At 73.0% G+C, this 23,283-nt stretch carries 20 protein-coding genes; 2 read left to right on the top strand and 18 right to left on the bottom strand.

Annotated elements, in window-relative coordinates; translation table 11 throughout:
- Window positions 1-16: 16 nt before the first annotated feature.
- The 12 genes from ACLJQM_RS20230 to ACLJQM_RS20175 all read right to left on the bottom strand — a co-directional run bounded on the left by ACLJQM_RS20230 (window position 17) and on the right by ACLJQM_RS20175 (window position 12,878).
- Window positions 17-997, bottom strand: a complete 981-nt coding sequence (locus ACLJQM_RS20230) for an arabinan endo-1,5-alpha-L-arabinosidase (protein ID WP_410632355.1) — start codon at window positions 995-997, stop codon at window positions 17-19.
- A 32-nt stretch (window positions 998-1,029) separates the two neighbouring features.
- Window positions 1,030-2,049 (bottom strand): pectinesterase family protein, encoded by a 1,020-nt coding sequence (locus ACLJQM_RS20225; RefSeq protein ID WP_410632354.1) that lies wholly within the window; start codon window positions 2,047-2,049, stop codon window positions 1,030-1,032.
- Between the two features lie 62 nt (window positions 2,050-2,111).
- A complete protein-coding gene (locus ACLJQM_RS20220; RefSeq protein ID WP_410632551.1) occupies window positions 2,112-2,882 on the bottom strand; it encodes a pectate lyase in 771 nt (256 codons plus the stop codon).
- 207 nt (window positions 2,883-3,089) lie between these two features.
- Window positions 3,090-4,364, bottom strand: coding sequence for a polysaccharide lyase family 1 protein (locus tag ACLJQM_RS20215; RefSeq protein ID WP_410632353.1), 1,275 nt, complete (start codon window positions 4,362-4,364; stop codon window positions 3,090-3,092).
- Window positions 4,365-4,374: 10 nt separating this feature from the next.
- Window positions 4,375-5,301 carry a PmoA family protein gene (locus ACLJQM_RS20210; protein ID WP_410632352.1) on the bottom strand — a complete coding sequence of 309 codons (927 nt, stop codon included), beginning with the start codon at window positions 5,299-5,301 and terminating at the stop codon, window positions 4,375-4,377.
- Window positions 5,298-6,587: a Gfo/Idh/MocA family protein gene (locus ACLJQM_RS20205; RefSeq protein WP_410632351.1), complete on the bottom strand. Its 1,290-nt coding sequence runs from the start codon at window positions 6,585-6,587 to the stop codon at window positions 5,298-5,300. The genes ACLJQM_RS20210 and ACLJQM_RS20205 overlap by 4 nt, the downstream gene beginning before the upstream one ends.
- Window positions 6,574-7,722 (bottom strand): Gfo/Idh/MocA family protein, encoded by a 1,149-nt coding sequence (locus ACLJQM_RS20200; protein WP_410632349.1) that lies wholly within the window; start codon window positions 7,720-7,722, stop codon window positions 6,574-6,576. Before ACLJQM_RS20200 ends, ACLJQM_RS20205 begins: the two co-directional genes overlap by 14 nt.
- Window positions 7,719-8,366 carry a DUF624 domain-containing protein gene (locus ACLJQM_RS20195; RefSeq protein WP_410632348.1) on the bottom strand — a complete coding sequence of 216 codons (648 nt, stop codon included), beginning with the start codon at window positions 8,364-8,366 and terminating at the stop codon, window positions 7,719-7,721. The genes ACLJQM_RS20200 and ACLJQM_RS20195 overlap by 4 nt, the downstream gene beginning before the upstream one ends.
- 2 nt (window positions 8,367-8,368) lie before the next feature.
- Window positions 8,369-9,214, bottom strand: coding sequence for a carbohydrate ABC transporter permease (locus ACLJQM_RS20190; RefSeq protein WP_247023656.1), 846 nt, complete (start codon window positions 9,212-9,214; stop codon window positions 8,369-8,371).
- On the bottom strand, window positions 9,211-10,188 hold the full coding sequence (locus tag ACLJQM_RS20185; RefSeq protein ID WP_360769268.1) for a carbohydrate ABC transporter permease: 978 nt from the start codon (window positions 10,186-10,188) through the stop codon (window positions 9,211-9,213). The genes ACLJQM_RS20190 and ACLJQM_RS20185 overlap by 4 nt, the downstream gene beginning before the upstream one ends.
- 3 nt (window positions 10,189-10,191) lie before the next feature.
- On the bottom strand, window positions 10,192-11,475 hold the full coding sequence (locus ACLJQM_RS20180) for an ABC transporter substrate-binding protein (protein ID WP_410632347.1): 1,284 nt from the start codon (window positions 11,473-11,475) through the stop codon (window positions 10,192-10,194).
- 224 nt (window positions 11,476-11,699) lie between these two features.
- On the bottom strand, window positions 11,700-12,878 hold the full coding sequence (locus tag ACLJQM_RS20175) for a Gfo/Idh/MocA family protein (RefSeq protein ID WP_410632346.1): 1,179 nt from the start codon (window positions 12,876-12,878) through the stop codon (window positions 11,700-11,702).
- Window positions 12,879-13,140: 262 nt separating this feature from the next.
- Between ACLJQM_RS20175 and ACLJQM_RS20170 the strand changes: the two genes are divergently transcribed.
- A complete protein-coding gene (locus ACLJQM_RS20170; RefSeq protein ID WP_410632345.1) occupies window positions 13,141-14,136 on the top strand; it encodes a LacI family DNA-binding transcriptional regulator in 996 nt (331 codons plus the stop codon).
- A 28-nt stretch (window positions 14,137-14,164) separates the two neighbouring features.
- Here ACLJQM_RS20170 and ACLJQM_RS20165 read toward each other — a convergent pair whose 3' ends face one another.
- The 5 genes from ACLJQM_RS20165 to ACLJQM_RS20145 all read right to left on the bottom strand — a co-directional run bounded on the left by ACLJQM_RS20165 (window position 14,165) and on the right by ACLJQM_RS20145 (window position 18,760).
- Window positions 14,165-15,418 carry an FAD-binding protein gene (locus ACLJQM_RS20165; protein WP_410632344.1) on the bottom strand — a complete coding sequence of 418 codons (1,254 nt, stop codon included), beginning with the start codon at window positions 15,416-15,418 and terminating at the stop codon, window positions 14,165-14,167.
- Between the two features lie 47 nt (window positions 15,419-15,465).
- Window positions 15,466-16,494, bottom strand: coding sequence for an Lrp/AsnC family transcriptional regulator (locus ACLJQM_RS20160; RefSeq protein WP_410632343.1), 1,029 nt, complete (start codon window positions 16,492-16,494; stop codon window positions 15,466-15,468).
- A gap of 117 nt (window positions 16,495-16,611) precedes the next feature.
- Window positions 16,612-17,379: a hypothetical protein gene (locus tag ACLJQM_RS20155; protein WP_360769284.1), complete on the bottom strand. Its 768-nt coding sequence runs from the start codon at window positions 17,377-17,379 to the stop codon at window positions 16,612-16,614.
- On the bottom strand, window positions 17,376-17,963 hold the full coding sequence (locus ACLJQM_RS20150) for a papain-like cysteine protease family protein (RefSeq protein WP_247023664.1): 588 nt from the start codon (window positions 17,961-17,963) through the stop codon (window positions 17,376-17,378). The genes ACLJQM_RS20155 and ACLJQM_RS20150 overlap by 4 nt, the downstream gene beginning before the upstream one ends.
- A gap of 200 nt (window positions 17,964-18,163) precedes the next feature.
- The gene (locus ACLJQM_RS20145) at window positions 18,164-18,760 is read right to left on the bottom strand and encodes a DUF6801 domain-containing protein (protein WP_410632342.1); all 597 of its coding nucleotides are present in this window, start codon (window positions 18,758-18,760) and stop codon (window positions 18,164-18,166) included.
- A 279-nt stretch (window positions 18,761-19,039) separates the two neighbouring features.
- Here ACLJQM_RS20145 and ACLJQM_RS20140 point away from each other — a divergent pair, with 279 nt between their 5' ends.
- Complete coding sequence (locus ACLJQM_RS20140) at window positions 19,040-19,549, top strand: hypothetical protein (protein WP_247023666.1); 510 nt, start codon at window positions 19,040-19,042, stop codon at window positions 19,547-19,549.
- Between the two features lie 862 nt (window positions 19,550-20,411).
- Here ACLJQM_RS20140 and ACLJQM_RS20135 read toward each other — a convergent pair.
- Window positions 20,412-23,150 (bottom strand): BTAD domain-containing putative transcriptional regulator, encoded by a 2,739-nt coding sequence (locus ACLJQM_RS20135; protein ID WP_410632341.1) that lies wholly within the window; start codon window positions 23,148-23,150, stop codon window positions 20,412-20,414.
- Between the last annotated feature and the right edge of the window lie 133 nt (window positions 23,151-23,283).

Below are 23,283 nucleotides of genomic sequence, written 5' to 3'. Positions count from 1 at the left end.
ACGGGGACTCCCGAATTCAGTAGACGTAGGGCCAGCCGGCGCTGTCGTAGCCGATGAGGTTGATGCCGAGCTTGCCCGTCTGCGGCGTCGCGTCGGAGTAGTAATAGTGGTAGACCAGCACGTCCGCGTCGGTGTCGTGCAGCACAGCCACGTGGCCGGGGCCGTGGACGTCGCCGTGGCTCGCCAGGATCTGCGTGCCGCCGCCCGCGGTCAGCCGGACGCCGTTGCGGTCGGTGTACGGGCCGGTGATCGACGTCGACCGGCCGGCCATCACGCGGTACGTGCTCTTCGTGCCCTGGCAGCACGAGTCCCACGAAACGAACAGGTAGAAGTAGCTCCCATGCTGCACGATGTACGGCGCTTCCTCGGCCGTCGTGCTGCCCGTGCGCTGCGCGATGCTGCGCAACGCGGTGTCCGTCGTGCTGCGCTTCCCGGTCGCCGGGTCCAGCCGGTACACCTTGATGCCCGTCCACCACGAGCCGAAGCTCAGCCACCAGCGGCCGCCCGAATCGACGAACAGGTTCGGGTCGATCGCGTTGTAGTCGTCGCTGGTGCTCGTCTGTGTGACGATGCCCTGGTTGGTCCAGCTGCCCGGCAACCCCGTCGGGCTGGTGGCCAGGAAGATCGCCGAATTGCGCGAGCCGAACGTCGAAGCCGCGTAGTACAGGTAGTACCGGCCGTTGTGGAACGAGATGTCCGGCGCCCACAGGTAACCCGGGTGGGCCGGGTCGGTGAAGGGTGCCGTCCACGGCGCGCCGCCCGGCCACACCGAGCCGATCTTCGTGAAGTGGATGCGGTCGGTCGAACGGCGGATCTGCAAGTACTGATCGGTCGAGTAGAGCAGGTAGCTGCCGTCCGCCGCGCGGATCATCGACGGGTCGTGGACCGCCGTGACGTCCCCGGTGACGTACCCCGGGTCCGGGTAGGTGGCGGCCTGGGCGGCGGGTGCGCTCAGCAGGGCGGCGGCCAGGACGGCGAGCAGGCGGGGCAGGCGCATGAGGTGTCCTCGCAGTCGATGGGGTTTCCGGGTCAGTGCACGGGGTTCCACCCGTCGCCGCCCGCGAGGTAGCGCTGCGCGGTGAAGTTCGCGACCTGCGCGGCGGGGAGCTGCGGCCGGTCGGTGCCGGTGCCCGCGCCGGGTCCCGTGTTGCGGTATTCGAAGAACCGGGCGTCCTTCCACGAGAAGCCCGACATGTCCGTCCACGGCGTCGCCTTGATCGCCGCCGGCAGGGCGGTCTCGCGGATGACGACCTGCGCGATCGCGTCGACGTCGCCGCTCGGGTGCCACGGCCGCCCCAGGTAGAAGCTGGCGTTCGCGGCCGGGCTGAGCACCCGGCTGCCCACGATCAGGAAGCCGTACGGGTTGGTCCGGCGGGTGCTGGCCGCGGTCAGGTAGCCGTTCGGGTTCGAACCGCGGTCGAGCGCGGTGATCGTCGCCCGGTCGAACACCGCGGTCGCGCGCCCGAAGAGGAAGTCGACGTCGCCGCTGATCGAGCAGTTCCGGTAGTACTGGCGGCCGGTCGTGCCCACGGCCGCGGTGTCGGCGTAGAGCGTGTCCTGGTGCCCGAGGAAGGTGACGTTGTCGAAGACCATCCGGTCGCCGGTGGTCTTGACCGCGACGGCCTGGGTGGCGGTGATCTCCGGGTGGGCCTTGCGGTCGAAGGAGTTGCGGAAGGTCAGCGCCGTCGCGGTGAAGCCGTTCGCGGCGAGCGTCGCGGTCGCGCTGCCCGTCGTGCCGTAGGTCGAGCCGTCCGGCTTCTTCGTCCCGCTGGCGTTGTCGTAGTCGACGACGACGTCCGACGCCTTGCCGGTGGTGCCCCGCAGGGTCACCCCGGTCTTGGCCGCGGGCACGGTGATCACCTCGCGGTAGGTGCCGGGTTTCACCGACACGGTGCCGCCGGCCGATACGGCGTCGATCCCGGCCTGGACGGTGCTGTGCGTGCCGGTGCCGTCCTTGGCCACGACGACGTTGACGACCGCGGCCCCGGCCGGCGGGGCGGCCAGCGCCGCCCCCGCGAGCGCCGAAGCGACGAGCAGGGTCTTGAGCATGACGCCTCCCTGGGAGCGCCGCGGGTGCCGGACGGCGGCCGGCACCCGCGGCGCGGCTCGGACTACCGGTAGGTGATGTTGGCGCTGGTGTAGAGGCAGTTCGTCGCATCGGGGCCGCTGCCGGTCTTCGTCGGCTCGCCGCTGGTGACGCCCTTGTACTTCTGGCAGGGCTCGATCTTGCGGCTCGAGTCGCCGACGATGGTGATCCGCGTCAGCTTCGCGGTGTCGCCGTAGTTCGTGTTGATGCCGACCAGCGCCTTGCCCGGCACGGTGGCCGTGACGTTGTCGACGACGACGTTGCGCTTGTACTGCGTCTTGCAGTTGCCGCAGGAGCGGTACAGCTTGCCGAAGTCGTTGACCTCGAAGTTCCGGATGTACATGGTGCCCGGGCCGTTGTGCTGGAAGACCTTGTCCGACGCCTTGCGGGCACCGCCGCCGTCGATCGTCATGGTCTGCGAGGCGGAGGTGCCCTTGAAGGTCGCCGAGTCCTCGCCGACGTCCTCCCACCAGACGTTGAGCAGCGTGCAGGTGCCGAGGCAGTGCACGCCGTCGGCGGCCGGGCTGCCCAGGACGACGTTCTTCAGCGTGGTGCCGTTGGCGAGCTGGAACAACGGGTCCTGGCCCTCGTCCTGGCCGCCGGACCCGAGGTCGCCGGTGCCGTAGAACCGCTTGAGCCCGCCGTCGTAGGTGCCGCTGGTGACCTTGATCGTCGCGCCGACCGGCACGTTCGTGCTGGGGCTCGGCCAGGTGGCGGCCGACGCGGTCGCGCCGGTGCCGGCCGCCGCCGAAACCACGAGCGCGGCCACGGCGGCCACCCGGATCATCCGGGAAATCACTGGGGAAACCATTCATCACTCCCTGGTCTGATTCTTCAATCGGCGCTGACGAAACGTCCGACCGGGTTGTGAAAGCGCTTTCTCGCCACTGAGTTTCGGGTTGCGGACAGTCCGTGTCAATGTCGTTCGCCGCTGCGCCGGGCAAGTCGCCCGGATGGTCGCCGCCCGCGCGGGTTTTCAGAAAACACCGAAAGTGTCGAACGGTCAGCGCGCGGGCCCGGCGCCGGTGAGCACCCGCGCCGGGACCTGCCACGCCGGGTCGAGCCGGTCCACCAGGGCCGGCGTCCACCCGACGTCGGAGCCGAGGTCCGGGTCGTTGGCCGCGTTATACTCGGCCAGCAGGTCCACCGGCCGCGGCCACGCGGTACCCGTCGCGACCAGGGTGCCGGTCGCGTGCAGCACCGTGCCCTTCCAGTACTCGACGAGCGCGCCCAGCGGTACCGACGCCGGGATCCGGAAGAAGTTGTCCTCCGCGTAGATCCGGGATTCCACGCCGACCCCGAGCGAATACGTGTAGGCCGCCGCGTCCCGCACCGCGTACAGGTTGTCGTAGACGTGCACCTGCCCGTACCGGACCCGCGGCGCGCGCTGCCCGATCTCGGAAAAGAGGTTGTGGTGCACCGTGACGCGCAGCTTGCCCACGTCGTGGGTGGGCTTGTCGGTGTTGCCGATCAGCATCGTCTTGTCGTGGTCGTGCAGCCGGTTGTACGACACGGTCACCAGGTCCGACCCGTTCACGATGTCGAGCAGGCCGTCGTGGACCTCGTACTCGCGCCCGAAGTAGGTCGGCTGCCGGTCGTTCCCGCCGTCGCCGAAGTCGTTGTGGTCCACCCAGACGTGCGTCGCACCGACCAGGTCGACGTTGTCGTACTCGGAGTTCCAGTTGCCGTCGGCGCCGTCGAGCGGGTCCCACTGCGGGAAGCAGTCGTGCGCGTCGGCGAAGCCCAGGTTCCGCAGGATCACGTTGTCGCCGGTCACGCGCAGCGTCAGCCCGTGCAGTGTGGCGTGGTCGCCGATGATCGTCGTGTTCGGCCCGACGTCGAGGACCACCTGCGCCGCCTGGTTGGCCTGGGACCGGGCGCGTGCCTCCTCCAGGGGCCCGGACGGCTCGACCTTGCCCCAGGTGGCCGGGTCGTACGCCGCCAGGTACGCGGGCAGGGTGTAGCCGGGGTCGGCGAAATCGGTGCAGCTCATCGGCCGGTCCCGGTCGTCCACGTTGCCCTCGATCGTGCCGCGGACGCGGATGATCTTCGGCGCGCCCGGATCGGCCGCCAGCGCGGCGACGAGTTCGGAGCGCTTGGTCACCGTGCGGATGCCGGCGGCGGCCGCTCCCCCGGTCGTCCCGGTGGTCGCCGCGGCCCAGCCGTCGCGCGCGCCGAGCACGACGCGGCCGGGGTCGTGCCCGTGCGCGGACGCGGGCGCGGCCGCGCAGGTGAGTCCGATCAGGGCGAGGCACCCCGCGAAAGCTTTCCAGCGCATGGCAGTCCTTTCACTCGGCCGCCCGGGCCGCGAGCTCGGACAGCCGGGCGGGGTCCGGATCGCCGTCGACGACGACGAGGTGGTGGGTCAGCGTCAGTTCGCCGCCGGGTTCGAACAGCCACGGCCGGTGGTAGGTGGCGGCGAAGCTGACCACCGGGAACGGCTCGGCCCGGACGTACCAGGCCGTCGGGTACGCGGGGTTCGCCGGGCTGTCGGCGAACAGCAGCGTCGAGGTCCGCAGGCTGACGTCGTGCCGTCCGGTGAAGGCGAGCCACGGCGCCCGGTGCCCCATCGCGCCGGCCGCGCTCCGGCCGTCCGGGGTCCGGACTTCGCCGCCGACGAACGAGCGCGGCCCGCGCCAGAACAGCCCGCCGTAGCCGGCCGTGTCCCGCCCTTCGGTGACCGGGCTGCCCCAGCGCAGTTCGCGGCCGCTGGTGTTGCGCAGCCGGCTGGTCCAGGTGAGCGTCCAGTGCCCGCCGTCGACGTCGACGTCCCCGAAGCGCAGCGTGCGGTGCTCGGTGAGCCAGCGACGGCCGGCCGCGGTGCGCCAGGCCAGCTCGTGCCGCAGTTCGCAGTGCCCGGGCGCGGACACCCGGCTCTCCCAGCGGACGTGACCGACGGTGCCGTTGTTGTCGAGCGGGGTGTACCCGCGGCCGCGCACGTAGGTGCGCCCGCCCCAGAAGTTCTCGCCCGAGAGGTGGGCCATCGTGAACTGCAGGCCGTTGTGCCAGGTGTGGTCGTGCGGCCGGACCGCGGTCACGACCTCGCCCGCGGTGGTGCGCAGCGGGTGCAGGTACGGCTTCGGCGAGTCCCCCGCCGGGGTCGGCGGCGCGACCACGTACTCGGCGAGGTCGAGCTCGCCGAGGCGGACCCGCACCCGGCCGTCGCCGGCTTCGGCCGGCGCGAGCGTCCCGTCCCCGACCACCGCCCGGCTCACGCCGGGTCCCCGAGCTCGGCGAGCAGTTCCGCGACGGCGACCGGCCGTCCGGTCGCCAGTGACCGGTTGGCGGCCAGCCCGGTGAGCAGCGCCGCCAGCCCGGCGTCGTGGCCGGCCGCGCAGCCGAGCGCGTCCGGCTCGGCGTCCCCGAGCAGCTCGGCGAGCATCCGCTCGTCCCCGCCACCGTGCCCGTCGCCGAGGACCTGGTCGAGCACGACTTCGGGCGGTGCCCAGAGCCGTTGCAGCGTCAGCCGGGCGCGGCCGGGTTCGGGCACCACGCCGGGCGGGAGGTCCGCGACGGATTTGGCCGCGCCCACGGCGTGCTCGTTCTCGCGGACGTCGAGTTCCAGCCGTCCCTCGCTGCCGGCGAAGGCGACCCGGTAGCCCTCGCGGGGTGAATACGCGTGGAGGTGGTAGTTCAGCACCGCACCGCCCTGGTGGCGGACGAGCACCGACAGGTCGTCCTCGATCGTGATGCCGGGCGCGAAGACCGTGCGGTCGCGGAGATAGCCGTCCTCGGCCTCGGCGTCGCGGTAGAGCGCGCGCAGCCGGGGCGAGCGGTCGAGGTCGAGCGCGAACGGGTCGCCGGTGGTCCCGGTGCCCCGCGCGTAGTCCGTCCGCTGTCCGTGCCGCCGCCCGTTTTCCTCGCCGTAGAAGAACAGCCCGCCCAGTGCGAAGACCGTCTCGGGCCCGCGGCCGAGCCACCAGTTGACGAGGTCGAAGTGGTGCCCGGACTTGTGCACGAGCAGGCCGCCGGAGTTCGCCTTGTCGCGGTGCCAGCGGCGGAAGTAGTCGGCGCCGTGCGCGGTGTCGAGCAGCCAGCTGAACTCGACCGAGCCGATCTCCCCGATCGCGCCCGCCACCAGGAGTTCCCGGACCCGGCGGTGCACCGGGTTGTAGCGGTAGTTGAAGGTGACGCGCACCGAACGCCCCGTTTCGCGCCGGGCATCGAGGATCCGGCGGGCGCCGTCGACGTCGGTGGTCATCGGCTTTTCGGTGACGACGTCGCAGCCTGCCTCGAGCGCGGCGACGACGTAGTCCGCGTGCGTGTGGTCCGGGGTGCACACCACGACGATGTCGATGCGCTCCTTCGCGAGCATCGCGGTGAAGTCGCCGGGCCGGTAGCCGGGCACCGCCGTGCCCAGCCAGCCGTTGTGGACGCGCATGCGGGTCTCGTTGGTGTCGCAGAAGGCGGCGAGTTCCGCCCGCGGCGACCCGGCCAGCGCACCGGCGAACAGCCCGGCCCGCGAGCCCAGGCCGACGATCGCGTACCTACGCACCACCATCACCTCTCTTCCCGGCGCGGGTCCCGGCGCCGGTCCAGGGCAGAGCGAGTTCGGAGAAGAGGGCGAGCCGCCCGGCGGCGGCGTCGACCGCGGCGTCGACGCCCGGGACGACGTAGTGCCGGTCGGGGCCGGTGCCGGCGGTCCGGACCCACTCGGCCGGCAGCGGCCGCGGTTCGGGTGCGTCGCGGACCGCCTCGACCAGCGCGGTGAAGGCGCGGGTCGCGGCCAAGGGCGCCCGCAGGGCAACGCCGTCGCGCAGGTGCTCGACGAGGTTGACCAGGAGGTCTTCGGGCGGCTCCACCGGCACCGGGGTGCCGCGGATCTCGACGACGTCGGTCTTGTAGTCCCAGCGGATCCGCCCTTCGGTGCCGTGCACGAGGACGTAGGGCTGGTGGTCGGCCTCGGCGGCGAGCGTGGCCGCGACGACGACGTCCGGCGCGCCGGCGAAGGCGAGCCGCGCGCAGGCGGTGTCGTCGGATTCGATGGCGCGGGCCCGGTACAGCTCGACGCCGAGGTGGTCCGGGAGCAGTCCGGCGGTGCCGTTGAGCAGCAGAGCGGTCGCCACGGCGTGCGCGAAGGGGTTGGTCAGGGAGCCGTCCACGACCGGCTGCCCGCCGACGCGCCGCCGTCCCGCCCACTCGGCCCGCCCGAAGTACCGGTCCCGCCGGATCCACGCCCCGGCGGCGGCGATCCCGGTGACCGTCCCGATCTCACCGCGCCCGATCGCCGCGCGGATCAGCGGGACGGCGGCCGAGCCGAAGCTCTGGAACCCGGTCTGGCAGGCGAGGCCGCGGTCACGCGTGAGCCGCTCGAGCTCGCCGAAGCCCGCGAGGTCGAGCACCGGGGGCTTCTCGACCAGCAGGTGACAGCCTGCTGCGAGCGCACGCCGGGCGAGGGCGAGGTGGGTGTGCGGCGGCGTGGCCACGACGGCGATGTCCGCCCCCGCGACGAGGTCCCCGGGATCGGTGGTCAGCTTCGCGTGGTCCGGGAGCAGCGCGCGGGCTTCGTCGGGCGGTTCCCGGACGTCGCAGGCCCCGGCGAGGACGATCTCGCCGCGGTCGTGGAGCGCGCGGGCCCGGCGCAGGTGGGTGAGTGCGTGCCCGGCGGTCCCGAAGACGACGACGGCGGGGATCACGATCGCCTGCCGGTCGCGACGGCGGCGAGGCACAGCGGCCCGGGGACGACGAACGCGAGGATGGGGAGCATCCAGACGAGGACCGCGGAGAGGAGGATCGCCCCGGCGAGGAGCGCGGCGCTGCCGGGAGCGGCCAGGGTTTCCCGCGCGGCGGCGAGGCCGGCGCGGAGCCAGGACACGGACCCGCGCCGAGCCGCGGCCGGGCCATTCGCGCCCGCCTCTCCCGGCGCCGGGGCACCGGCCATCGCCGGCGAGACCGCTGCCGAGTCGCGGGTGGCCACCACCTCACAGGTCCGCACCGCGATCACCAGCGCCACGCCGGCCAGCACCCCCAGTACCGGCCGGAGCACGCGCCCTCCCGGCAGCGAGCCCGCCACCTCCAGGTCCACCGCGAACAGCACGGCCGCCAGCACCGCGAGCCCGCCGAACACCACCCCGCCGCGGGCGGCCGCGCGGAAGTCGGCCCAGAACGTCGTCCACAGTGGACCGCCCACGCCGCGCCCGGACCGCTCGATCGCGCGGCAGCCCGCCGCCAGGGCCGGGGCCGCCGTCACCACCGGCACGGACGCCAGTGCCACCAGCACCCCCGCCAGGAGGCAGTCCGAGAACTCCCCCAGTCCACCCCGCCAAGTCGCTTCGCGCATCCTCACCCCTTCAGGCCGCTCGTGCTCACGCCCTCCACCAGCAGGCGCTGGAAGGCGAGGAAGAAGAGCACGATGGGGACCAGCGCGAGCGCGGACATCGCGAACATCGCGCCGAAGTCGGACTGGCTGCTGGTGTCCACGAACAGCCGCAGCCCCAGCGGAACCGTGAACTTCTCCGTGTCGTTCAGGTACACCATCTGCGTGAAGAAGTCGTTCCACGTCCAGATGAACGTGAAGATCGACGTCGTCACCAGCGCCGGTTTCGACAGCGGCAGCACCACGTGCCAGAACGTCCGGTACACCGAACAGCCGTCGATGATCGCGGCTTCGTCGAGCTCCCGCGGGATGCCGCGCATGAACTGCACGATCAGGAACACGAAGAACGCCTCGGTCGCCAGCAGCTTCGGCAGAATCAGCGGGACGAACGTGTTGACCAGGCCGGCCTGCTGGAAGATCACGTACTGCGGGATCAGCGTCACGTGGTAGGGCAGCATCAACGTCGTGATCATGAACGCGAACAGCGCGCCGCGGAACCGGAAGTTCAACCGGGCGAAGGCGTACGCCGCCAGCGAGCACGAAAGCACGTTGGCCACCACCGACAACCCGGCCACCAGGAAGGAGTTCAGGAAGAAGCGGCCGAACCCGACGTCCGCCGCGCCCTCCCAGCCCTTCGTGTAGCCGTCGAAGACGAAGCGGGTCGGCAGCAGCGCCAGCCTCGAGAGGATCTCGTCCGGCGGCTTGACCGACGCGAACGCCAGCCACACCAGCGGGTACAGCACCACGGCCACGATCACCAGGCACAGCACGTGCCGGCCGAACGAGCGGGCCGGGCGGGGCAGTGTGGTCATCGGCGCTCCCCCGTGCCTTCCGCGTCGTCGTAGAACACCCACAGCTTCGCGGTGCGGAACACGATCGCCGTGACGATCGCGATCACCACCAGCAGCACCCACGCCATCGCCGACGCGTAACCCATCCGGAAGTCCTGGAAGCCGACCTCGAACAGGTAGAGGGTGTAGAACAGGTCCGCGTCGGCCGGGCCGCCGCGGCCGCCGCCGATGACGAACGCCGGGGTGAACGCCTGGAACGCGTGGATGGCCTCCATCACCAGGTTGAAGAAGATCACCGGCGAGAGCATCGGCAGCGTGATGTGCCGGAAGCGGCGGAACGCGCCCGCGCCGTCGATCGCCGCCGCCTCGTGCAGCTCCGCCGGGATCTGCTTGAGCCCGGCCAGGAAGATCACCATCGGCGCGCCGAACTGCCACACCCCGAGCAGCACGATCGACGCCAGGCTGAACTGCGGGTCGTCGACCCAGCTCGGCGTGTGCCAGCCGAAGAACGCCAGCGCCTCGTTCACCGGGCCGCCGCCCATGAACAGCGCCCGCCACACGAGCGCCGCCGCGACGCTCGCGCCGAGCAGCGACGGTGCGTAGAACGCGGCCCGGTAGAAGCCGTTGGCCCCGCGGCGGGTGTTGAGCAGCATCGCCACCAGCAGCGACACCGTCAGCTTCAGCGGCACCGAGACCAGGACGTAGATCAGCGTGACCTTCACCGACTGCAGGTAGCGGTCGTCGTCGGTGAACATGTGCGTGAAGTTGCCGAAGCCGACCCAGTCCGGTGCGGTGAACATGTCGTAGTCGGTGAACGACAGGTACAGCGAGACGACCATCGGGCCGACGGTGAGCGCCACCGCGCCGAGCAGCCACGGCGTCAGGAACGCGAAGGCCTCCGGCTGGCTCTTGCGACGTCGGCCCGGCCGGTCCCGGCGCCGGGGGCGCACGGTCGCCGGGGCGAGCGGCGGGTCCGGGGTGCGCACGGTCGTCATCGGTTAGGACAGCCCCTTCTCGGCTTCGGTCATGAACCGGTTCACGGCGTCGTCGATGCTCATCCGCCCGAACGCGACCTCTTCGTAGGTGCGCTGGAGGAGCTTCTGGATCGCGCCGGCACCCTTCGGCGGCACCGGCGGTGCGGCCCCGAGCTTCGGTTCGAGCGCGGCTTCGAAGTCGTAGAGGGTCTTGTCGTTGCCGGTCGCCGACCCCGCCAGCTGCGCGCGGACCTTGAGGTTCGGGGCCAGCCCGCGGTCGGTGCCGACGATCTTGCCCACCTCGGCGTCGTTCACCAGGAAGTCGACGAGCTTCGCGGCCGCCTCCTGCTGCGCGCTGCGGGCCGAGACGGCCAGGAACATCGACGGCCGCCGGTACTGCCCGGTGTCGCCGGCCTTGTCGCTCGGGTACGGCGCGACGTTCAGCGGCTTGCCGTTCGCCTTCTGGTACGCGGGCAGCAGGTTGTCGTAGGCGAACTCCGAGCTGGTCAGCTTCTTGCCGAGCGGGGCCTGCTCGGGCGAGGTGTTGTACGACGCCGTGACGTCCGCGGGCGAGGCGCCCTTGGCGTCGCGGAACCCGCTCGCGAGCTGCCAGTAGCGGCGCAGGTCGTCGGCGGCGAAGCCGAGCTTGCCCGCCGGGGTGTAGAACTGCTTGCCCTGCTGGCGCAGCCAGATCTCCAGCGTCGTGTCGAGGATGCCGAAGTCGGTGGTCCCCCGTGCGGAGAACCCGCTCGCGGCGCTCACCTTCCGCGTCGCGTCGGCGTACTGCTGCCAGGTCAGGCCCTTGGCCGGGTCCGCGCCCGCCGCGGTGAACGCGGCCGGGTCGTAGATCATCGCCGGGGTGTTCTGCGCCCACGGCACGGCGTACCGCTTGCCCTGGTACACCCCGGTCGCGGCCAGCTCCGGGTTGACGTCGGCGAGCGAAACCGCCTTGCCCGCGCCCTGGTTCAGGTCGGCCAGCACGCCCCGGCCGCCGTACTCGGCCAGGTAGCGCGTGTCGACGTTGAGCACGTCCGGCGGCTTGCCACCGGCCGTCTGCGTCGCCAGCTTCTCCCAGTAGGCCGCGTACGCCGAGAACGACGTCTGCACCTTGATCTTCGGGTTCTTCTGCTGGAACAGCTCCACGGCCTTCTTCGTCAGGTTCGCGCGCCCGTCGCTGCCCCACCAGACGAAGGTGATGGTCACGTCCCCGTCGCCGGTCCCGGAGCCCGAGCCGCACGCGGCCACCCCGGTCAGCAGCAGGGGAACCACCACGGCCAGCGCGGCGACCCCGCGCCCGGTCCTACGCACCGTTGTCCGCACCATCGAATTCTCCGTCCTCAGCCGGTCAGCACTTTCTGAAAACGCTGTCAGCGCGCTCACGGTAGGCAGTGCGCGACACCGGTGTCAACGGTCGATTCGCAACCACAACCCTTGTGCCGCAACGGTTCCGACGATTGGCGGGCACGCTGAGAAAGCGCTTACAGCAACCGGGTGAAGGTCCGGGCCGCCAGCGCGATGGGCACCGGCGCGGGTTATCCGGTGCGTTGGGCGGTCCCCGCGGCGCTCGCCCACGGGACACCGATTTCCGAGAACAGCGCCAGCCGGTCCGCGGCCACGGCGACCTCTTCGCCGATCCCCCGCACCACCGGGTGCCGGCTCGCGCCTTCGCCCGCCGTGCGGATCCAGCCCGCCGGGATCCGCGCCGGCGACGGCGCGTCCCGGACCGCTTCGACCACCGAGGCGAACGCCCGGGTCCGCGCCAGCGGCGCGAGCAGCGGCACCCCGGCCGGGTCCCGGTGGTGGGCGACCAGGTTGCGCAGCAGGTCGGCCGGCTCCCCGAGGTGGACGCGCTCGTCGTCGACCTCCAGCCGGTGGCTCTTGTACCAGAACTTCGCGCGCCCCTTCGTGCCGTGCACGACGACGTAGGGCTCGTGGTCCTGCTCCGCGCACAGCGACGCGGCGACGACGATCTCGGGCCCGCCGTCGAACCGGATGCGCAGGCACGCGGTGTCGTCGGCTTCGATGTCGCGCGTGCCGTAGAGCTCGAGCGCGATCTCCGCCGGGTCGAGGGCGGCGACCCCGCCGACGAGCAGTGCGGTGGCCACCGCGTGGGAAAAGGGGTTGGTCAGCGCGCCGTCGACGACGGCCTCGCCGTCGAGCCACCGGCGGCCCGCCCACGGGTTGCGGCGGTAGTAGGCGTCGGTGCGGATCCACGCCCCGGCCGCGCCGACGCCCGCGACCGCCCCGAGCCGGCCGGCGGCGATCGCCGCGCGGAGGACGGGCAGGGCCGGGGAGCCGAAGCTCTGAAACCCGGTCTGGCAGGCCGCGCCGGACTCAGCGGCCAGCCGGGTCAGCGTGGTGAACCCGGCGAGGTCGAGCACCGGCGGGGTTTCCAGGAGCAGGTCGCCGCCCGCCCGCAGCACCGCGCCGGCGACCTGGACGTGCGCGTGCGGCGGGGTCGCGACCACGGTGATGTCGGGACGGCAGCGGCGGAGCAGGTCGTCGACGCCGAGGTGCGCGGTGGCCCCCTCGGGCAGCAGCGCGACCGCGGCGGCCGAGGGCACCCGGACGTCGGCCATGCCCGCGAACCGCACCAGGCCCTCGTCGTGCAGGATGCGCGCGCGGTGCAGGTAGCTGAACGCGTAGCCGGACGTGCCGACGACGGCCAGCCTCGGCGGGTCCGCGGCGGTGCGGCTCCGGCTCCCCGACATGGGTCTCCGATCGGCGGGGCCCGGCCGGGCCCCGCGGAAGGTGACGAACTGGGTCAGGCGTTCGGGAGAAACTTCAGGTCGTCACGGTAAGGCGTTCCCGACAAGGGTGTCAATGTTCGTCGAATTCATCGAAACAAAGGTACTCCGAACGGCGGCGAGCGATTCGAGATAGCGCTTACTGGAAACGTGGCACGGGTTTGCAGCATTTGTTGACAACACTGCCGGGCGTTTTCATCATGGTGCAGGAGCCCGAGGAGTTGCCGTGACCGTCACGATTCACGACGTCGCCCGCCGCGCCAACGTGTCGATCTCGACGGTGTCGCGGGCGTTCACGTCACCGGATCTGGTCCGCCGGCAGACCCGCACCCGGGTACTGGCCGCGGCGACCGAACTGGGCTACCACGCCGCGGGCGCGCCCCAGCCGGTGCCCGCCGCCCGCACCGGGCACATCGGCATCGTCGTCTCGGACCTGGGCAACCCGTTCTTCACCGGCGTGCTCAACGGCGTCCAGGCCCGCGCGCGCCAGGACGACATCGCCGTGCTCTTCGCCAACAGCGACGAGGACCCGGCGACCGAGCAGAACCTCGTCCGCCGGATGGCGAAGCAGGTCGACGGCGTCGTGCTGTGCAGCCCGAGCATGACCGACGACCAGCTGCGCGCGCTCGCCGGGCAGACCACGCTGGTGCTGCTCAACCGGGAGGTGGAAGGGATCCCGTCGATCGTGATGGACGCCGCCGACGGGATGCGGCAGGCGGTCCAGCACCTGGCCGCGCTGGGGCACCGCCGGTGCGCCTACCTGGGCGGGCCGCGGGCGTCCTGGGCGAACCGCGCCCGGCGCCAGGGCCTGGCGGAGGCGGCCGAGCGGCACGGCACCGACGTGGTCGAGTTCGGCCCGTTCCCGCCGGTGTTCGAGGGCGGGCTGCAGGGCGCGGACCTGGCGCTGGCCGCGGACGTGACGGCGATCGTCGCCTACAACGACCTCGTCGCGTTCGGCGCGCTCGCGCGGCTCAACGCCCGCGGCGTGCCGGTGCCGGACGAGATCAGCCTGGTCGGCTTCGACGACCTGGTCTTCGCGGCCATCTCCGCGCCGCCGCTGACGACGATCGCGATGCCGACCGAGGCGGCGGGCCGCGCGGCGGTGACGATCCTGCTGGGCCTGCTCGAGGGCGAGGCCGACGAGCGCACGGCGCAGGTGCTCGACACCTACCTCATCGTGCGCGCCACGACGGCTCCTCCCGCCGCGGCCGGTCGTGAGTGAGAAACAGTGTTCTGAGCCTGTTTCCCCCTCACGACCGCTTGTCGGCCGGGCCGAAGACGTGGCGGTCGAGGAACGGGTTCCGGAACTTGCCGCCGGGGTCGAGGCTCGCCGCGAGCTCCCGGAAGCCGGCCAGCCGTGGGTAGTCGCCGCGGACGGCGTGGAAGAGCTTGCCCCAGTGCGGCCGCGCGCCGAAGGGCGCCAGGCGCTCCTCGATGACCGGCAGGAGCGCCTCGACCTCGGGCTGGCGCGGCTGCCAGGTGAAGTGCAGCGCGACGCGGTCGCCGCCGTGGCACGGGCTGAGCCACAGCTCGTCGCCCGCGATCGCGCGGATCTCGGACACCAGCAGCAGCGGCGCGATCCGGCCGGCGAGCTCGCGGATCGCCGCGATCGCCGCCGTCGCGTGCTCGTACGGCACGAAGTACTCCGACTGCAGCTCGTCCCCGACGCTCGGGGTGAACGCGAGTGCGAAGTGCGGCAGCCGCTCGTGCCAGGGGCCCGGAACCCCCTGCTGCGGCGTGCAGTTGCCCGCCGTGATCCCGGCGGCGTGCGCCGGGTGCCGCGGCCCGTCGGCGGGGACCGCGCCGAACAGCTCGCGCCGCTCGGTGAAGGCGTCCGCGCGGCTCTTGACCCACGCCAGGTCGATCGTGTCGTTCGCCCAGTTCGTGAACAGGCTGACGCTGTAGCCGGCGTCTTCGATCTCGTCGAAGTGCCGGTCCGCCGCTTCCCACGGCAGGTGGTCGAAGACGTCCTGGCGGACGTCGAACGCGGGCACGACGTCGAGCGTCAGCCGGGTGACGATCCCGGTCGCGCCGAGCCCGACGACCAGGCCGGGGAACTCGGCGTCGGCGCGGGTGAACGTCCGCAGGCCGCCGTCGGCGGTGACCAGCTCGATCGCCGAGACGGCCGAGGCCAGTCCCGGCTGGCGGCGCCCGGAGCCGTGGGTGCCGGTCGCGACGCTGCCGGCCACCGTGATGTGCGGGAGCGACGCGAGGTTCGGCAACGCGAACCCGGCGGCGTGCAGCTGTTCGGCGAAGTCGCCGTAGCGCGCGGCCCCGCCGACGGTCACCGTGCCCTCGCCGATCTCGACGCCGGCGTCGAGCGCGCTCAGGTCCAGCAGGGTGCCGCCCGGGGAGTCCGCGATGTCGTTGAAGCAGTGGCGGCTGCCGAGGGCCTTGACGCGGCTCGCGCCGGCCACGGCTTCGCGCACCTCGTCGACCGTGCGCGGGGTGTGGACGGCGGACGCGGCGTAGGTGTGGTTGCCCGCCCAGTTCGATTCGCCCACCCGTACGTCCTTCCACCGCGCCGGAAATCCCGTCTCCGACCCTACGCTCAGCGGGCGGGGATGATCGCCTGGTGGGTGCCGCCGAGGCCGTGCGGGCTCAGCAGGCGGCCCATCCGCTTCGGCATCCGCAGCGTGATCGCGCGGTCGACCACGCGCGAGCCGGGCGCCGCGGTGGCGAGCGCCGACTCGTAGGCCGTGCAGCCGGCCGGTTCGCGCAGCCAGGCCGACACGACCAGGTTGCCCTCCCCCACGACCGCCGCCGAGAGGCGGGTTTCCGGGAGGTGCGCGATCGCCGTGCCGGCCCGGTCGAGGTCCACCGCGGGGATGTCGAGGCGGTAGCCCGCGATCACCGGCCAGCCCGCCGGGACGTGCGCGAGGTCGCAGCGGAAGTCGAGTTCGTGGTTGCGCACCATCCGCGCCAGTGCCCGCCGGACCGCCGACTCGCTCATCCGGCAATCACGGGCCAGCTCGGCGTAGCTGCGCCGCCCGTCCTCGCCGAGGGACTCCACGAGCGCGCGCAGGTCGCGGTCGTTCCACTGCTGCGGGACGACCAGCCGGGCCTGCTCCGCGGTGTCGTCCAGCACCGCCCGCTGCTCCGGGGCCAGCGCGTTGACCAGCCACCCGCTGCCCTCGCGGTAGACGCGGGTGGCGACGGCGAACCGCACCTCCACGACGCCGGGCAGCGCGCCGATGCGGCCGGTGACCAGCGCGTCCAGCGCGTCGAGGTCGCGCGCGGCCAAGGACAGGAACAGCCCGAAGCGGCTGGTCGTGCGCTCGACGCTGAACACCGCCGGCCAGCCGCAGAGCTCCTGGGTGAGCGCGCTCAGCGCGTCCGGACGGCAGGCGACGTCGACGTAGCCGACCGTCGTGGTCGGGGCGGTGACGTACGCGGTCAGCCAGGCGAGCCCGGCCGCCTGCAGCCGGTCCCAGCGGCGGGCCGCCGTCGTGGCGTCGGTGCCCACGGCGGCGGCGATCCGGGTCCACGGCGCCCGCGGGTCGCGCTGCAGCGCCTCCACCAGCGCGAGGTCCGAACCACTCGGCCGCGCCGGTTCCGGCGGGGCCGAAGGAACGGGCATGGCGCATTGTGCCCCGATCATGATCACCTGCCAAGGGCCGCCGGTCCGGACGTCATGAACGAGTCGTTCACCGCGTCCGGCGTGGTGAACGACTCGTTCATGACGTTGCGGGCCGTCCTACTGGCGCCGCAGCCGCGGGGCCACGACCGCGCCGGCCGCCAGCAGGAGGACACCGCCGAGCGCGAACGGGAGCACCGGGACGTCGCCGGAGTCCGTGGCCGGGACGGCGCGTTCGCGGCCGCCGTAGCCGCCGCCCGCGCCGTCGCGGTCGTAGGCCGAACCCGGCAGCTTGTCCGCGTACCGCCGGTGCAGCGCCGCCCGGTAGTCGGTCAGCGCGAGCTTCGTGCCCGCGGCCAGGCCGGTGACCGAGCCGTCGAGGACGGTCACGGCGTCGCCGTGCACCGCGTACCAGGCGTTGACCTGCGGCTCGTGCAGGAGGTAGCCGCCGGCCGCGGCCTGGGCGTACCGCTGCTCGTAGTCGCCGGACGCGACGTTCACGACGGTCCAGGCCGGGCCCTGCCGCTCGGCCCAGACCGTCGCTTCCGCACCGTCGCCGGTCCGCGCCGGGACCGCGACGTAGGCGAGCTCGGCGGGGACGTCCGACTTGCCCTCGACGAACGCCGCCGTCGGCTCGTACACCGCGACCTGGGTACGCGGGTCGGCCTTCGCGGCGTTCACCGCGGCCGCCGCGCGGGCCCCGGGGAACTTCGTCGAGGCCAGCCGGCCGAGCGTGGCCTGGCTCCCGGTCAGCTGCCCGATCGCGGCGGTGTCCGCGGCGGTCGGGGTGCCGGTGGGGCCGTCCGCCGCACTCGCGGCCCCGGTCGTGGCGAGCATCGCGGCGCCGGCCAGCACGGCCGCGCCCATCGCTTTCCGCAGCACGCTCATCCCTCGATTCCGTACACGGTGTGGGTCCACTGGAACTGGGTGTTCGAACGGTAGGTGTCGTAGTTCATCGAGTTGTAGCGGCTGTTGTTCGGCCACGGGTCGCCGTATTCGACGCGGGTGGCGCCGCCGGAATTGTCGTAGCCGTAGAGCACGTGCATGTGGCCGCCGCCGGAACGCCAGCCGATGCGGGTGCCGATCGGCTGCCCGGCGTCGATCTGGTTCTTGATGCCGGTGAACGACAGGACCTGCCCGTTCGAGTTGTACGTGCCGGCGCTGGAGAAGCCGAGGTAGCGGAACACCCGCTGCTGGTCGGACAGGTAACCCTGGTTGTTGGCGCAGTCGCTGCCGGATTCGTTGTGCGCGATCTGGCAGAACCGGGTCTGGGTCAGGGAACTGCCCCAGTAGGCGGCGATGGTGTTGCCGCTGGCGTCCCAGCACCACTGGTCCTTCTGCTGGGCCTGCATGGAGATGCCGAGGTCGGTGCGCGCGGCGGCCGCGGTGGCCGGCGCCTGCAGCGCGACGGCCGCGGCCGTCGCGGCCGAAAGGACCGCGAGTCCACGTAGGACTCCTGGAATGGTTTTCACGGAGGGGACCTCCAGCCGGGGAGAGCGATCTGGTGGCACGGAATACTCCGCGCCCGGCCCGTGCACCCGATACCTACTAAGGGAGGAACCCGTTGGGAAGGAACGGTTTCGGGTGGATCCCGGCATTTCCCGGGTGCCGGATTCCGGCATCGGCTCACCCCCGCCGGACGGATTCCGGCGGGGGTGGCCGGGCGCCCGCGTCAGCTGACGGTCGTGGTGCCCAGGGTGGCGTCCTGGTCCGGCGGGTCGAGCGTCAGGTCGACGTCGAACTCGCCGAGGCTGCTGTCGGTGACGACGTGGGTGGCCGCCGCCGCGTCGACGCTGCTGGTGGCTTCGCCGGCCGGGGTGCCGGCCGGGACGGTGAAGTCGACCTGGCCCTGCGCGGTGAACTTCAGGGAGCCTTCGCCGGGCACGGGCGTTTCGGGGATCGGGAGCTCGATCGGGATCGCCACCGACTGGCCGGCGATGGCGACGTTCACCTTCGACTTGATGGCGCCGGAGACCTTCGTGGCGCCGACGAGCCGCAGGCCGTCACCGGCGGCCTGGCCGGCGTCGACGTCGAGGCTGAACGGCACCGAAACCGGCGTGCCCGCGGTGGCGGTCGCCGGGATGTCGGCCTTGACCACCACCGAGACCTGCTGGTCCCCGATCAGCGGGAACCCGCCCTTGTAGGTGAGCGTTTTCTCGGCCGCCGCGGCCGGCCCGGCGGCCACCACGGCGACCGCGCCCGCCAGCAACGCGGCCATCCCCATTCCGAGGAATCGGCGGCCGGTTTTCCGAACGAGGGTTTCCGTCATATCGGATCCTTTCATCGTCGAACGGACTTTCGGATCGTAGGTGGAAACTACCCAACCGGCCATTCTCCTTTTCCGTTGCCGGGGAATTTGTCACGCCTGTTTGGGCGCGTGGACTCGTTTTTTGTCACCACCCCGATGGCACGTGACAATTCCTGGCCGGCGGGCACTCATTCGCGTCAGCACCGGCGAGAGCGGCGGTGTAGTGGCGGTGTAGCGGCCACCCGCAGGGTTCTCCCCGACACCGGGGCACGCCGTCCCGGTCCACCGAGGGAGACACCCATGCGAACCATCTGCCAGGCGGCCGCGCTGTCGGCCGCCCTGCTCTTCGGCGGCGCCACCGTCGCTTCGGCCGCCACCGCCCCGCCGTCGGAGGTGTACTCGGAGGTCACCGCGGCCGACATCGCGGACCCGGGCGCCGTCCTCACCGACTCGGCCGCCGACCTCGCCGCGGCGCGCACCGCGAACCAGGCGATCGCGTGGTACTCGAGCCGCAACGGCAGCACGGCCTACCAGGGCTACTGCGAGAAGGCGGCCCGCCTGTCCTGGAACCGCACGACCCACCACGCGAGCGCGATCGAGCACTGGCGCTCCTCGGACGGCGCCCGCCACACCACGGGCACCCCGCCCCGCGGCGCGTTCGTGTTCTGGAACATCTCGGCGTACGGCCACGTGGGCATCGCGGACGGCAGCGGCGGCGTGTGGGCGACGAGCGTCAACGGCGCGATCGGCCACGCCCGGCAGGGGTACTTCGCGAACTACCTGGGCTGGAAGCCGGGCAACAGCAACTGATCGCGGGTCGCCGGGCGTGCCTGGGGGTTGCGCCCGGCGCCGGGTTCGGCAGGGACGGCGAGGACCGGCGGTGCGGCTGTGCGGCTGTGGTGCGGCTGTGGTGCCGGCCCACCACCGCTGCCGCACGCCCCGCCACGCGAGACTCCGGCTGGGCGCACCGGCGACCAGGCGAGCGAAGTCCCACGCCTGCCCGCCACGCCCGGGACCGGCGGGCGGCAGCACCGGTGGTCCCGGGCGCGGTGCGGGCTTACACCGGCCCTGGCGCACACGGCCACCGCACCCGATCGCGCACGGCTTCGACCGCCGCTCTTGCCCACCCCCGGGAGCCGGCAGGATCCCGCAGCCGAACATGCCGGCCGGCTGCCGCCCGCCCGGCGACCGCCGCCCGCCCGACGGGCGAATTGCCGCTCGCGGGCGGGCACGGACTGCGGCGTGCCGGCCGCACCGCGCGCGATCGCGGCCGGGCGCACATGGACGCCGGGCGACCGTGCTGCCTTGCCACCCGACCGGCGGGCGCGCGAACTGCGCTGCCGTGCCCGCCGCACCGCCCACCCCTGCGCGATTCCGGCCGCCGGGCGAGTGAACCGCGCTGCCCTACCCGCCGCACACCCCACCCTGCGCGACTCCCGGCCGCCAGGCGAACGAACCGCGCTGCCCTACCCGCCGCACACCCCACCCTGCGCGCCCCCCGGCCACCAGGCCACCGAACCGCGCTGCCCTACCCGCCACACACCCCACCCTGCGCGACCCCCGACCGCCAGGCGAACGAACCGCGCTGCCCTACCCGCCACACACCCCACCCTGCGCGACCCCAGCCACCGGGCGAACGGCTGCGGTACCGGCGTCCACCGCGTGCCGGCTCTCAAGCGTGCGTCGCGGTCGAAGGGGTGCGTCGGCGCTGTGCCTGCTCCAGCAACGCCAGCCCCGTCGTCTCCCCCTGCCGGTTCCCCGTCTCCCGGAACACCCGCAGCGCCCGGTCGCACACCCCGCGGGCCTGGACCGGCTCCCCCGCCGCCAGCAGCGTCTGGCCGATGCCCAGCAACGCGTACGCGCTGCAGCGCTCGTCGTCCAGCTCCTCCAGGATGCTCAGCGCCAGCCGCAGGCACGCCAGGGAATCCGGCAACCGGCCGGCGTCCCGGTGCAGGGTGCCCAGTTCCGTCAGGACCTTCGCCTCCCGGTGCGGGTCCTCGATCTCGCGCGCCAGATCCCGTGCCCGCCGCAGCCACGTCTCGGCCTCGGTGAACTCCCCCAGCAGCGCGTACGTCGAGCCGATCGCGTTGCGCATCTGGGCGACGCCGGTGCGGTCGCCCGCCCGGTCCAACCCGGACAGTGCGCGCCGGTAACACCCGAGGGCCTCGCGGGGGCGGTCGCGGACCCGGGCGACCGTGCCGAGGCCCGCCACCGCCAGTGCTTCGCCGCGGATGTCGCCCAGCGAACGGAACAGCTCCGCCGAGCGGTCCATGTCGGCGACCGCCGCCTCGTACTCGTCGTGGTAGAGCCTGACCTGGCCGAGGCCGCGGTGCAGCACCGCCGCGCCCGCCGTGTTCCCCGCCGCCTCGACGGCCGTGAGGGCGGCCAAATGGCTTCGGCGCCATTCGTCGTACGCGCCGCGCAGGTCGTAGAACGGGACCGCCGCGGCTGTCAGCTGCCAGGCCAGTTCGTCGAGGCCCGCGTCCGCCGCGAGCTGGACCGCGCCGGCCAGGAGCTTGCGTTCGGCTGTGAACCACTCGAGCGGCGCGGCGGGCAGCTTCGGGGTCGCGGCGGGCAGTGCGGGTCCCGTCATCGCGCCGAACGCCGGGGGCAGGCCCGCGGCCGCCGTCTTCGCCAGGGCCAGCAACACGGACAGCACGCGTGACAGCGTTTCCCGCCGCGTCGACGCCGGTTCCGCCGCCAGCAGTTCCGCCGCGTAGCACCGCAGCAGGTCGTGCAGCCGGTAGCGCGGCTGGCCGCCGGCGTCGCGGCCCGCGAGCGAAACCAGGTTGGCGTCGACGAGCACGTCGAGCACCTCGTGCGTGTCCTCGCGGCCGAGCACCGCGTCGACCACCCAGCTCGGGAAGTCCTGCGCGCCCAGCACCGCCGAGCGGCAGAACGCGGTCCGCGCGCGGGCGGGCAGCTGCCGCAGGCTCAGCTCGAAGCTCGGCCGGACGCCGAGGTCGCCGACGCGCAGCTCGCTCAGCCGGCTCGACTCGTCGGCGAGCCGGTCGTGCAGCGTCCGCAGGCTCCACGCCTGCCGCCCGGCCAGCCGCGCCCCGGCGATCCGGATCGCCAGCGGCAGGTACCCGCAGCAGCGCACGATCGCCGCGGCCTCGGCCGGTTCGCCGACCACCCGGTCCGCGCCCGCGACCCCGGCCAGCAACGCGGAAGCCTCGCGCTCGCCGAACACGCCGAGCTCGACGTGCTTCGCGCCCGCCAGCTCCGGCAGCCGCCCGCGTGTCGTCACGAGCACGGCGCACCCGGCGTCGGCGGGCAGCAGCGGCCGGACCTGCGCGGCGGTGGCGGCGTCGTCGAGCACGAGCAGGAGCCGCCGTCCGGCCAGCCGCGAGCGGAACAGCGCGGCCCGCTGGCCGAGCCCGGCCGGCACGGTGTTCCCGGTGACGCCGAGGGCGTGCAGGAAGTCGGCGAGCACTTCGGCCGGGTCGCGCGGGGTGCCGGTGCCGGCCAGGTCGACGTAGAGCTGGCCGTCCGGGTACCGCTCGGCGAGGCGGTGGGCGACGTGCATGGCCAGCGCCGTCTTGCCGGTGCCGGGCGCACCGGTCAGCACCACCGGCGCCGGGCCGACGGCGGCCTCCAGGTCCCGCACGTAGTCGTCGCGGCCGGTGAAGTCCGGCAGGTCCGCCGGGAGCTGCCGCAACGGCCGCGGATCCGCCGAAGGCACCTGGAGCGGCTCACCGGAAAGGATCGCGGCCTGCAGCGCCCGCAGTTCCGGCCCCGGTTCGACGCCGAGCTCGGTGACCAGCCGCTCCCGCGCGGTCGAGTACGCCTGCAGGGCTTCGGCGCGACGTCCCGCGCCGTTGAGCGCGAGCAGGTACTGCTGCCACAGGCGTTCCCGGTACGGGTGTTCGGCCAGCAGCCCGGTCAGCTCGGCGATCGCGGGGTCGTGCCGGCCGAGCGACACCTGCAGCGCGAGCCGTTCTTCGACGGCGGCCAGCCGGTTCTCGACGAGCCGGCCGAGTTCGGCGTCCCACGCCGGCGCGGTGGGCAGGTCCGCCAGCGGATCGCCGCGCCAGAGGGCTTCCGCCTCGGCCAGCAGCGTCAACGCGACTTCGGGGCGGTCCGCCCGTTTCGCGTCGGCGACAAGCCGGGTGAACCGGTGCGCGTCAACGGCTCCGGGGTCGGCCACCAGGGAGTACCCCGGGCCGTGCGTGCGCAGGAGCGTGTCCGGCAGCAGGCGGCGCAGGCGCCAGACGTAGGTCTGCAGGTTGGCGGTGGCCGACGTCGGTGGTTCCCGCGGCCAGATGGTCTCGACGAGCTGCCCGGGCGTGACCGTCCGGTTCGCGTTGAGCAGCAGGTGGGCCAGCAGCACCCGCTGCTTCGCCCCGCCGAGCGGCACCGGGCACCCGCCGACCGTCACGGTCAGCGGTCCGAGCAGCTGAAACCGCACTTCAGGCCCCATCGTGCACCCCGTTTCCGAGGCCGCCCCCAGGCGGCCGGCACCCAGCAGCCGGACTCTAACCAGGGGGCGCGGCGCCCGTGGGCGATTCGCCGACATCCGGGACATCGCGGGCACCGCTGTC

Source organism: Amycolatopsis sp. cmx-4-83 (genome assembly GCF_046548815.1).
GTDB classification, from domain to species: Bacteria; Actinomycetota; Actinomycetes; order Mycobacteriales; family Pseudonocardiaceae; genus Amycolatopsis; species Amycolatopsis pretoriensis_A.
The sequence above is the reverse complement of the archived record's forward strand: the minus strand, read 5'-3'. Positions and strand labels throughout refer to the sequence as shown.